This window comes from Pirellulales bacterium, from assembly GCA_035656635.1.
Classification (GTDB): domain Bacteria; phylum Planctomycetota; class Planctomycetia; order Pirellulales; family JADZDJ01; genus DATJYL01.
In genome coordinates this window covers 1-10,770 of record DASRSD010000070.1, presented here as the reverse complement: position 1 = coordinate 10,770, position 10,770 = coordinate 1, and the positions used below count along the sequence as shown (strand labels likewise).

Annotated in this window: 9 protein-coding genes and 1 tRNA gene; 6 read left to right on the top strand and 4 right to left on the bottom strand. The window is 57.8% G+C overall.

Going from position 1 to position 10,770, the window contains the following annotated elements:
- Nucleotides 1–123: 123 nt before the first annotated feature.
- The 3 genes from VFE46_06265 to VFE46_06255 form a co-directional block, all read right to left on the bottom strand.
- Nucleotides 124–197 (bottom strand) — tRNA-Val (locus VFE46_06265).
- A 414-nt stretch (nucleotides 198–611) separates the two neighbouring features.
- Nucleotides 612–857: a hypothetical protein gene (locus VFE46_06260; protein HZZ27595.1), complete on the bottom strand. Its 246-nt coding sequence runs from the start codon at nucleotides 855–857 to the stop codon at nucleotides 612–614.
- Between the two features lie 68 nt (nucleotides 858–925).
- On the bottom strand, nucleotides 926–1,489 hold the full coding sequence (locus VFE46_06255) for an HYExAFE family protein (protein HZZ27594.1): 564 nt from the start codon (nucleotides 1,487–1,489) through the stop codon (nucleotides 926–928).
- 259 nt (nucleotides 1,490–1,748) lie between these two features.
- On the opposite strand from VFE46_06255, the gene VFE46_06250 reads away from it, so the two are divergent.
- Complete coding sequence (locus VFE46_06250) at nucleotides 1,749–2,573, top strand: hypothetical protein (protein HZZ27593.1); 825 nt, start codon at nucleotides 1,749–1,751, stop codon at nucleotides 2,571–2,573.
- A 112-nt stretch (nucleotides 2,574–2,685) separates the two neighbouring features.
- Here VFE46_06250 and hisS read toward each other — a convergent pair whose 3' ends face one another.
- On the bottom strand, nucleotides 2,686–4,023 hold the full coding sequence (hisS, locus tag VFE46_06245; GenBank protein HZZ27592.1) for a histidine--tRNA ligase: 1,338 nt from the start codon (nucleotides 4,021–4,023) through the stop codon (nucleotides 2,686–2,688).
- 143 nt (nucleotides 4,024–4,166) lie between these two features.
- On the opposite strand from hisS, the gene VFE46_06240 reads away from it, so the two are divergent.
- From VFE46_06240 to VFE46_06220, 5 genes are all read left to right on the top strand, one after another.
- Nucleotides 4,167–4,964: a hypothetical protein gene (locus VFE46_06240; GenBank protein HZZ27591.1), complete on the top strand. Its 798-nt coding sequence runs from the start codon at nucleotides 4,167–4,169 to the stop codon at nucleotides 4,962–4,964.
- A gap of 9 nt (nucleotides 4,965–4,973) precedes the next feature.
- Nucleotides 4,974–5,828, top strand: coding sequence for a formyltransferase family protein (locus tag VFE46_06235; protein HZZ27590.1), 855 nt, complete (start codon nucleotides 4,974–4,976; stop codon nucleotides 5,826–5,828).
- 231 nt (nucleotides 5,829–6,059) lie between these two features.
- Nucleotides 6,060–6,437: a GntR family transcriptional regulator gene (locus VFE46_06230; GenBank protein HZZ27589.1), complete on the top strand. Its 378-nt coding sequence runs from the start codon at nucleotides 6,060–6,062 to the stop codon at nucleotides 6,435–6,437.
- A gap of 41 nt (nucleotides 6,438–6,478) precedes the next feature.
- A complete protein-coding gene (locus tag VFE46_06225) occupies nucleotides 6,479–7,435 on the top strand; it encodes an ABC transporter ATP-binding protein (protein HZZ27588.1) in 957 nt (318 codons plus the stop codon).
- Nucleotides 7,432–10,617 carry a hypothetical protein gene (locus tag VFE46_06220; protein HZZ27587.1) on the top strand — a complete coding sequence of 1,062 codons (3,186 nt, stop codon included), beginning with the start codon at nucleotides 7,432–7,434 and terminating at the stop codon, nucleotides 10,615–10,617. The genes VFE46_06225 and VFE46_06220 overlap by 4 nt, the downstream gene beginning before the upstream one ends.
- The last annotated feature ends 153 nt before the right edge of the window (nucleotides 10,618–10,770 follow it).

The window sequence follows — 10,770 nt, the reverse complement described above, 5'->3', positions numbered from 1 at the left end:
AGTTATTTGCGCCCGCGCCCAGCCCCAATTCCTGTTTCGTCATCCGTTCCGGAAGAGCTCTGACGCCAGTTGGTAGGGCGATTGGCCGGCGACTACGGAATCGACGTGATTGGCAGGCGTTAATGGGCGGTACAGGACTCGAACCTGTGACCCCAAGCTTGTCGAGCTTGTGCTCTAACCAACTGAGCTAACCGCCCGAAAGCGTTCTATTGTAGCCCGAAAAATATTTTCGTCGACTGTCGCCCGCAATGCCAGAATTCCTTAATGACCAATTCAGAAAAGGGCCGCGAATGAACGCAAATGAACGCGCATGAGAATCGGAAGGGGACAATCTCGGTCGTCGCCTAATTTGAAGAAATGTAGCGGCGTCTGTCCCTAGACGCCGGCGGTTTTCTCGAACAAAAACGGCTGAGGACAGCCGTCGCTACATCGCTGAGCGGCCAAATTAGGTGACGACCACAATCTCAGGCCATTTGCGTTGATTCGCGTTTATTTGCGGCTACTTTTGCCTCTGCTCGGCGGTGCCCGTGATCACGGCCACCTGAATGAAATTAAACTCGCCCAATCCCAAAACTTAACTCTGCTGCTCTGCAGGGCGGCCGGTCCGCGGGCTATTCTTCGTCGTATTTTTCCAGCTTCGACTCCGTGTGCCGGCCGGAGGAGCGGACCACAATAATCAACGCCAGCGCCAAGCAGAGAATGACCACCAGCGCCGGCACCGTGTCGCCATGCGGGCCGTTAAGGGCATTGGCGGTATCGGCGAGAGCGGTTTTCGGCAGCAAGGCGGTTGCGGAGGCGATCAACGCCGCCGGCAACGCCCACTGGCGGCAAACAAATTGAAAGAATGCACTATGCATGGGAGTGGGCCAACGGCGAGACAGCAGGTGTAATCAAAATTTGCGGCTGGCATTCAGCCAGCGTCATTCTACCACGCCGAGAAAAAGGAAACAGCCGGCTCCGGGGCCATCGGCGGCGGATCGGCGGGACAAAAAAACTCCTCCACGGGAGCGGCGGCCGAACGAAATTCACGGGTGGGCATAGCCAGCGTGTCCCAGGCCGCCGAGATGCGATGGGCGCGAACTGCATAATCGGACAACGTGATGCCCACGAAGCCATACAGCCGGCCGCTCCTTTCAAATAGCTTCGCGGCGGGGACCGGCGCGCGATCGCCGACCACTTCGTAGGCGAACACAAACAGTCCGCTGAACGACGGGCCGAACAAACTTTGCCAGGCCGTGAGACTGCGGACATCGTCCTGGGTCGACCAATTCTTCCAATATTGCTTTTGCTCGCCGGCCGGAAAGCGGCGCCCTTTCACGTCGACCAGCCACGAAGCTCCCCGCGGCGTGGAGATGATGAAATCGAGGCTTTTCAACGACGCATTTCCCAACAGGGCCCGCTTTTTCTCGTCGACGGCCACATAAGGAATGTGATGGCAGCGCAAAAACTCCTCGAATGCCGCTTCATAATGGTTATCGCGCTTGGCCATGCCGGCCATTGTAACACGAGTCTGTCGCGGGCCAATCAGCAACCGCCGGCGACTGAACCAACCCTGGGCAGCACTCTGGGCTAGGAAGATTTCCGCTAGGGCTTTCACGCGGGGAATGACAGGAAAAAAGGGCGCTTTAGGTCCCAGTCATATTCCCACTAGCATATTTCACTCGTCCTATATAAACTACTCATTCTGTTTAGTTTAGATTACCGGAAAATATTCACTATTTTATTTCTTTTTTCATAAGGGTTGAGCCATGAAATCTGCAATGTTGAGCCGTCAGAATTTGAAATTTGAAAACTTAGAGTCGCGGTCGATGCTCGCCGGGAATGTGGGCGTCACCCTCTGCAACGGATATTTAGCGATTTGCGGCGATGCCAAGGGAGATCAACTGGTGGTTCATCAGCTCAGCTCCGGCGATTGGTGCGTGACCGGCCTGGGCGGCACCAAAATCAATGGACAAAAGTCGGCCACGTATTGCGGAGTCGATTGCATTTCCATCAAGACTTTGGGAGGCAACGACATCATCGGCGTGGCGGGGGGCTGCCTTTCCGGTGGATTGAGTATTGATACCGGCGCGGGAAACGACGTCGTGGCCATCGCCGGCTTGCAGGCTGACAGCGTCAATGTGTGCACCGGCGCCGGCAACGACGCCTTGGTCGTGGCCGGATTGAAAACTTGCTGCGACGCTTGTTTCGATACCGGTGATGGAAACAACATTGCCCTGTTGGCCGGAATTAAAGCCAAAGACATGAGCTTCTGCTCCGGCAAAGGCACCGATTTCGTCGGGCTGGCCGGCGTGTGCGTGGATCAGTGCTTGTCCGTCAACACTGGGGCCGGCATCGATCTGTTGGGCGTCATCAGTTGTTCCGCAGATTCCGCCAAAATTTGCGGCGGCGCCCAGGCCGGCAACGTATTGGCCACCGGTGGAAACAAGTTCGGTTCCTGCTCCTCGGATTTCAAACTGACGTTGAAAATGGATCCCATCGTCAAGAGCCTGGACGCTACCTTCAAGACGGTGCAAAAAACCGTGCTCACCGCCCTCAGCGGGTACTCCAGCTCGCCAGTATTCAATATTTAACGAGCGAGCATCATTGAGCGAGACAGGCATCATTGAGCGAGCATCATTGAGCGAGACAGGCCACGGCGCATGGGTGCGCCCAGACTTTGCCTGACTTGAAAGCTCGCCGGAATTAACCGTTGCTGGTGGTCAACGTTCGCCGCAGGGCAGCGATCAGCTCGGCGGTGCTGTCGGTCAGCGGCACGGTTTCGCTGGTGGTGGTGGCCAAATTTTTGATCTGAATGTTGCCCGCGGCGAATTCATTTTCGCCGGCGACCAAAGCCACCCGAAAGCCGCGGCGGTCGGCGTATTTGAGCTGCTGGCCCAGTTTTTTTGCTTCGGGAAACACTTCCACGCCGAAGCCGGCAGCCCGCAACTGCGCCGCCAGCCGCAAATAATTGTGCAATCGTTTCTCATCGAAGTAGGGAATGAAAATTTCCGCCGGCGTGGCCACCTTTGGCAGCATTCCCAATTCTTCCATCCCGGCCAGCAGCCGATCTAATCCCAACGAGGCCCCAATGCCCGGCAACTGCTGATTGGTATACAACGCCGCCAAATTGTCGTATCGCCCGCCGGAGCAAATGCTGCCCAAATCGGGCAGGGCGTTGAGAAACGTTTCGTAAATCGTGCCGGTGTAATAATCCAGGCCGCGGGCGATGACCGCATCGATCACCAACTTTGATCCCGGCACGCCACCCGCCTGCACCGCCGAAACGATTTCCGCCAGCCGACCGACGCCCGCTTCGCCCAATTCATTGCCGGCGACCATGTGGCCCAACTGCGACAGCACCTCTTCGCTGGTTCCACGAATTTGTGCCAAACTTAAAAGTTGGTTTGCCTGGTCCTGCGTGGCGCCGGCAGTGGCCATCATTTCCTGGGACACTTTTTCCGGGCCGATTTTGTGAACTTTATCCAGCGCAATCAGCACCGCTTTCGAACGCTCCGCCAACCCGAGTTTCGCCAACAGCCCGTTGAGCACCATCCGGTTATTCACGTGAATGGTGAATTCCTCAAAGCCGATCGCCCGGAGCAAATCGTGGATCACTAGCGCGGTTTCAATATCGGCCACGGCCGAGAGCGTGCCGATGGTGTCGAAATCGCACTGCATGAACTCCCGATACCGGCCTCGTTGCGTGTTTTCGCCGCGCCACACCGTGGCAATGTGGTAGCGCTTGAAGGGCGTGCCCAACTCGGCAAAATGTTGCGCGGCAAATCGGGCCAAGGGGACGGTCAAATCAAATCGCATGCCCACCTCCCGGCCGCCGTGGTCGGTAAAGCGGTACATTTGCTTGTCGCTTTCTTCGCCTCCCTTGCCCGCCAAAATTTCCAAATATTCCAAGGCCGGCGTGTCGATGGGGCTGAAGCCGTAGGAGCGATACACGCGCTGGGCCGTGGCAATCATCCGTTCGCGCGGAATCATTTGCTCCGGCAGGTAATCGCGAAAGCCTTTTAATGTTCTGGGCGTAATCATGGCGGTAGATTAGCAAAGCACCGGCGGCTTGACCAGTTTGATCCGCATCCCCCGCCGGCCGGCTCGATCAGCCCATTTAAGCGAAACGCCCCAACGATTAAGCTATTCGAGAGTGACGCGTCCATTTTTTTAAGGTTCGCAAGATGAAACCGGTGTGGGTGCTGCGGCACGTTGCGCACGAAGGCCTGGGCACCATTGCCGATGCGTTGCGCCGCTGCGAAGTGCCGTTTACCATAATCGACGCCTTCGCCGACCAACCGCCGCAGTTCAATCCCCGCGAACTGTCGGGCCTCATCGTCATGGGCGGGCCGATGAACGTGGACGAAACCAATCGCTACCCGTTCCTGGGCGAAGAAGTGCGTTGGCTGCAACAGACCGTGCAAGCAGAATTGCCGGTGCTGGGCGTGTGCCTGGGTTCGCAACTGCTGGCGAAATCGCTGGGGGCCAAAGTGTACGCCAATCGGATCAAGGAAATCGGCTGGTACGATATCGAATTGTTACCGCCAGCCGCCGCCGATCCGCTGTTCGGAAATCTCCCCTCTCCCCTTGCGGGAGAGGGGTCGGGGGTGAGGGGTGACGCGCAGCCCGGGAGCGCCGCCGCTTCCCAATTCACCGTTTTTCAGTGGCACGGCGATACCTTCGATCTTCCCGCCGGGGCCGTGCAATTGGCCCGCAGTCCACAGTGCGAAAATCAAGCGTTTCGCTTCGGGAAGTCCGCCTATGGGCTACAATTTCACATGGAAGTCACGTCGAAAATCATTGACGATTGGCTGTGCGAAACCGGCAATTGCGGAGAGTTGGCCGAACTGAATTACATCGACCCTGCCGCCATCCGCAGCCAAACCCCGGAAAAACTGCCCTCCATGGAAGCCCTCGGCCGCCAAGTATTCGACCGCTTCGCCCAACTCTGCCGCCCCTACTCTCTACTCCCTAGCCCCTAGTCCCTTCCAGTGCAAGTCACCATCACTGCTGTCGGTCCCGATCACTCCGGCCTGGCCGATCCCATCATTCACCATCTGACGGGGCAGGGGGCGAACATCGCCGAAATCCAAATGTACGATCACGACGAGGCCAGCCTGTTCGCCATGCTGTGCCGCGTGGAATTGGACGCCAAGCATTTTGCCGCGCTCCGTCCGGCGATGGATCAAATTGGAAAACTGAAGAGTTTGTCCATCCGCGTGTGGTCCCCCGAAGTGCGGCCCGCCAAACCGCGCTTGGCCATTTGCACTACCTATCGGCCCGAACCCGCGCTGGCCCTGTTGCGGGCCATCCGCGATGGCCGCGTGCCGGCGGAAGCAGCGGTGATGATCGGCAACCGCCTCAACTGCCGCAGCGTGGCCGAACAGTTCGGCATCGATTGGCACAGCGTGGGCGATGAAAACGGTAATCCCAACGACGAAAAACTCATCGTCGTCTGCGATCAATACGACATCGATTACATCATCCTGGCCCGGTACATGCGCATTCTTTCGCCGGCCGCCTGTTGGAAATACGCCGGCGGTCGCATCGTCAATTTGCATCACGGCCTGCTCCCCAGCTTTCCCGGGATGCAACCCTACCGCGATGCCTACTCGTTCCGCATGCTCACTTACGGGGCTACCTGCCATTTCATTGTGCCGGAGCTGGATGCCGGCAATCAAATCATCTATCAATCCACATTCACCGTCCCGCCGGGCATGAAGTTGGACGAAATCACTCGCCGCGGGCAGGAAGATAACGAGCCGCATTGCCTTGTCGAAGGCGTCCGCCGTGTGGTCACCCGCGAAGTCCGCTTGCACTTCCATCGTGTTGTGGCCCGCACGTAAATTTCCACATAGCCGCGTCTCTCCGAGACGCGGAAGCCAGTCTCGGAGAGACTGGCCTACGTGAAGACATTGCACGATCCCAAAAATTCGCTTGACACCGTCGCACCATCTCGCCATACTGTACTATCACGGTAGTACACATGGTTGGGTGTCCCGCTGCTCCTCGGAAATATCCATTGCCCGGCTCTAACCCCTACTCCCTACCCTCTAATCCCTGCTCCCTCCGCTGCCATGTTCTTCCACATCGATCCGCATAACGGCCTGGCCATTTACGATCAGATCGTGCGGCAGCTCAAATTTGCCGTGGCCAGCGGGGGTTTGAAATCGGGCGAGCTGGTTCCGTCGGTGCGCGAATTGGCCCGCGAGTTGGCGATTAATCCCAACACCATCGCCCGGGCTTACCGCCAGTTGCAGGATGACGACGTGCTGCAAAGCGTGCGCGGCACCGGCCTGGAAGTGGCCACCGGCGCCGGCGAGCGCTGCCGCAGCGAACGCCTCAAACTCATTCGCACTCGGCTCAAGCAAGTGTTTGCCGAAGCCAAGCAAAGTAAACTGAATCCCAAAGAACTTCGCGAACTCGTCGAAAAAGAACTTTCCATGTTACTTTAATCCATTAGCCCCGGGCTCTGCCCGGGGGTTGGAGCGCCCCCATGAATCCCGTCATTCGGTTGGACCAAATCACCAAACGGTATGGCTCCCAGGCAGCGCTCGATCATGTCACGCTGCATGTCGAGCCCGGCACGGTCTGCGCGCTGTTGGGCGAAAATGGCGCCGGCAAAACCACGGCCATTCGCATTCTGTTGGGATTGACCGCGCCCGACGGGGGGACGGCCACCGTGCTGGGCCTCAATAGCACCACCCAAGGACAGGCCGTCCGCAGCCGGGTGGGCTATGTGCCGGAGCGACCCACGCTGTACGAGTGGATGAAAGTCAGCGAAGTCGGCTGGTTCTCCGCCGGCTTTTATCCCAGCGGTTTTTACGAGCGCTATTTGAAGCTGGCGGCCGGTTATCAATTGCCGCTGAAGCGCAAAATCAAACATCTCTCCAAAGGGATGCGGGCGAAAGTTTCGCTCTCCTTGGCGCTGGCTCACGAGCCGGAATTATTGATTCTCGACGAGCCTACCTCCGGCCTCGATACGCTGGTGCGCCGCGAATTTCTGGAAGGCATGGTCGATATTGCCGCGGCCGGCCGCACGGTGTTGCTTTCCAGCCATCAAATTGGCGAAGTGGAGCGCGTGGCAGATACCGTGGCCATTTTGCGCTCCGGCAAGCTGCTGCTGGTCGAGCGGCTGGAAACGTTGAAAGATCAAATTCGCGAGCTGAGTGTTACCTTGGCCGAAAGCGTCAACACGCTGCCCAAAATCAACGGTAAAATTCTTAGCTCGCGGCGGCACCGCCATCAGTGGCAGGCGCTGGTGCGCGGCCTGGGCGAGCCGGAGTTAGCCGCCCTCGGCCAGCAGCCGGGCGTGGAAGAGCTGCGCATTCGCACTCCCAGCCTGGAGGAAATTTTCGTCGCTTATTTGCAAACCTCTCCCTCTCCCTCTCCCTTGATGGGAGAGGGTCGGGGTGAGGGTGCCGCTCCCGATGCGGAGGTCTCCATCCCATGAATCTCTCTCCCTACTGGCATTTGTGCTGGAAGGAATACCGCAGCGTGCGGCTGTTTTGGGTAGCCGTTGTTTTGCTGACGCTGTTCCTGCAGTGGGTGGCGCTGTTCTTTGGATACGCGCACGAACCGGTATTTATTTTCGCGCTGGGTTTTCCCGCCTTGTTTGTCGTGGGTTGCGCCGGCGTGGCGTTTGCCGGAGAGCAGGAAGAAGGGACGTTCGAATGGTTGCGCGCCGCGCCGGTTTCGAGCTGGCAAGTGACGGTCAGCAAATTGACGGTGATCGTTCTGGCCACGCTGGCCATGTACGTGGTGCTGTGGGTGCTGTCGTCCGTGTTCATTCAAGTCCGGCCGCTAGATAGTTCCCAGATTCTGGATGCCCGCGTCGTCTTTGGCGCGGCGGCCTTGCAAGCGCTGGCCTGGGGCATATTTTTTTCCTTGCTGCTGGAGCGTCCGCTGTTGGCGGTGATATTGGCGCTAACCGCCTCTTCGGCCGTGATCCATTTTTTGGCTTCGCAATACAAAATTGGCGAAACAGGTTTTGATTTTTGGCCTTATGTACGTGCCGCGCCTGCCACGGCCCTGGTGGCAGTCGTGCTATTGGGTGTTGATATTGCCTTGGGCCTCCGCTGGCTCCACGGCGGCACGCTAGGCCGAAAACGCGCCAAGCAAGCGGCTAGCGCAAAGATCGCTGGAATTTCTGAACCCTCTCCCCAGCAACCGAGCACGGTCGCCGCGGCGACCGAGCGCAGGGCGGTAGCCACATTAGATGCAGAGGGCAGGGTGGGGGGGAGCAGCATAACAGCTCCAACCTCAATCCAAAGCTCCAACGCCGCTATTCTTCCCTTGCTACTTGCCAAGCGTGACCGTGGCCCAATTTTTACCCGGCTGTTGTGGCACCACTGGCGGCAATCGGGCGTGCTGATGGCCAGCCTGGCTGGTTTGATGGTTCTGACAGCCATCCTCAGCATGCCGTCGATCGGCCAGGCCTTCTGGGGGAATATGGGCCGGTCCAGGAATCTCGACTACGTGTTCATTCCCATGACCATCTTTGCTGCCCTGATGGGCTGCTTTGTGTTCCTCTCGGATCAGTCGCGGCGGCAGTTTCGTTTTTTTGTGGAGCATAACGTGCCGCCGCGTTTTGTGTGGCTCAGCCGGCAAGTTTCCTGGATCGCGGTGCTGGCTGGCTCCGTGCTCCTATTGGGAATTGTGCTGCAAGTCGTGATCCTGACCGTGCAGCGATATTGGTGGGGCTACCAAATCCGCAACGGTGATGCCGACCTGCCGCCGCTGCTGTTGGGCTTCACCATCATGGTCGTGGTTTACTCGGCCGGGCAATTTGTTTCGATGCTCGTTCGCAGCACCGTGCTGTCAGGGTTTTTCGGCCTGCTGCTGGCCGTTGGGCTGTGTTTTTGGGTCGTGATGATGTACGGCATGCAAGTGCCGTTTTGGTGGTCGGTATGGCCCATTCCAGTAGTTCTGTTATTTGCCACCTGGTTGCGGGCGCCCGATTGGGTTCGCGAAAATAATCGTCCGCGGGCGTGGCTGAAATTGGCCGCCGCAGTTCTGATTCCGGCTACGGCGATGGCCGTTGTGTTGCCGTGGTTTCGTGTGCATCAAATTCCGGATTATTTGCCCGGCTTTAAGCCCGCCGAATTCCTAGCGCAAATTACGCCGGAGGGACTGGAGACTGCGGAGATGTATCGCCAGGCCACCGTTTATGGGAGCGAAGGAAATACATTGATGTCTCCGTTGGTTACGGCGACGGGCCCCCTGTCACGTTCGGAACGAAACTGGCTGCAAGAGAATTCCGCCTGGGTCGACACGTTGGTCGCAGCCAGCCAGCGGCCAACCTGCCACTTTGTAAATCCGGCCGAAACAAAATCGTCCGGACTTACGCCCGATGAGGCCAACTTTGTCGCGCTGTTGTTATACAGTGGACGGCAAATGGAATCTGACAAAAAAATGGATGCCGCACTGGACCGTTATTTTGACGCGCTGAATATTGTGGGCCAATTTTCCGGCGTCAAGCTGATGTCGTACCGAACGGTTCCTTTGTCGAAATCGGTCTTCAACTGCATCGCGCAGTGGGGAGCGCAAGCAGGCCAAACCACGGAGCGGATTCGCGCCGCCATTGCCCGGCTGCAAGCACTCGACGCTGACTTGATGCAGCCCGACAGCCGGAATGTTTATTTCCAGTTGGAAAGCCAATTGATGACCGATTACATCTTGGCACAGCGAATTATTGGCGGCGACCGGGATATTTGGCCGGATTTTTATATCGGCCGTTTGCCTAACACCGGCGAAATTATATGGACCATGCAGCCCTGGGAACGGGAGCGGGCCGGGCGGCTGCTGAATTTGATGACCCAAAACGATCTGTCGCGCATGCAGCAGATTCATAGCGAAATGCAGATGCAATTAGACTTAAACATTTCAGCGCATAGTTTTGCACACCGATCCAGCCCCCTCGGCGATTACGGGGTCGAGAAATATTTGCCGCTGACTTATCCGGGGCCGTATTTTCACGAGCCGGGAACTTTCTTCTCCCTCAATTGGCAAGGTTGGGATAACGGCACTTCGCAGCAGGCGGCCCAGTTGCTGAAAACCACGATCCCCAATTTGGACCGCATTGGCGAACTCGGCTTGCAGGCGGCCCTCGAACTGGTCGATTTTGAAGCCCGACGCCGGGCCGCGATGATTATTCTGGCACTGGAAGCGTATCGGCTGGATCATGGCCGGCTGCCGGAGCAGCTTTCCGATGTGGTGGTGGGCAAGTATTTGGACGTGCTGCCGCCCGATCCGTACTCGGGCATCGATTTTGAATATTACCCCGCGGGCTTGCCCAAGCCCACCACGCCGCTGCAAACGGCTGAGTTTTCGGAGTCCCGAAACAGCTACAACGGGCAGTTAACTCTCGACACGCCTGGCGTGTGGTGCTCTAGCGCATCGTTGATGTTGCAATGGTACAAAGCGCGGCTTCCCGCCAGCGAGGCTGCCGTGCCTGAAGAAGAGAGCATGCAGGCTCCGTATTACACGAGTGCCGGTGGCAACAACAATTACAATTACAACTACAACTACAACGGCAACTACAACTACAACGGCAAGCTTTCGACCCACGAGCAGCTATCGAAAGGCTTGTGGTTCCCGATTCCTGCGGCAGAGAAAAGTGTTAACAGCGAATGAACCGCTATACGCGTTATTGGAAAGTGTGCCATGGCCACTGCTTTGAGTGGCCATGGATGGATTCTCTGGGACTTTCATGCCCACACCGAGCTGTGGGCATGGCACCCGCGCGATACGCAAGCCAATGACCGATGAGCTTACTGCCGGGTGGCT

Bases quoted from the DNA above. Each gene is read 5' to 3' on its own strand.
- VFE46_06260 (HZZ27595.1), bottom strand. From the start codon at position 857: ATGCATAGTGCATTCTTTCAATTTGTTTGCCGCCAGTGGGCGTTGCCG.
- VFE46_06255 (HZZ27594.1), bottom strand. From the start codon at position 1,489: ATGGCCAAGCGCGATAACCATTATGAAGCGGCATTCGAGGAGTTTTTG.
- VFE46_06250 (HZZ27593.1), top strand. From the start codon at position 1,749: ATGAAATCTGCAATGTTGAGCCGTCAGAATTTGAAATTTGAAAACTTA.
- hisS (HZZ27592.1), bottom strand. From the start codon at position 4,023: ATGATTACGCCCAGAACATTAAAAGGCTTTCGCGATTACCTGCCGGAG.
- VFE46_06240 (HZZ27591.1), top strand. From the start codon at position 4,167: ATGAAACCGGTGTGGGTGCTGCGGCACGTTGCGCACGAAGGCCTGGGC.
- VFE46_06230 (HZZ27589.1), top strand. From the start codon at position 6,060: ATGTTCTTCCACATCGATCCGCATAACGGCCTGGCCATTTACGATCAG.
- VFE46_06225 (HZZ27588.1), top strand. From the start codon at position 6,479: ATGAATCCCGTCATTCGGTTGGACCAAATCACCAAACGGTATGGCTCC.
- VFE46_06220 (HZZ27587.1), top strand. From the start codon at position 7,432: ATGAATCTCTCTCCCTACTGGCATTTGTGCTGGAAGGAATACCGCAGC.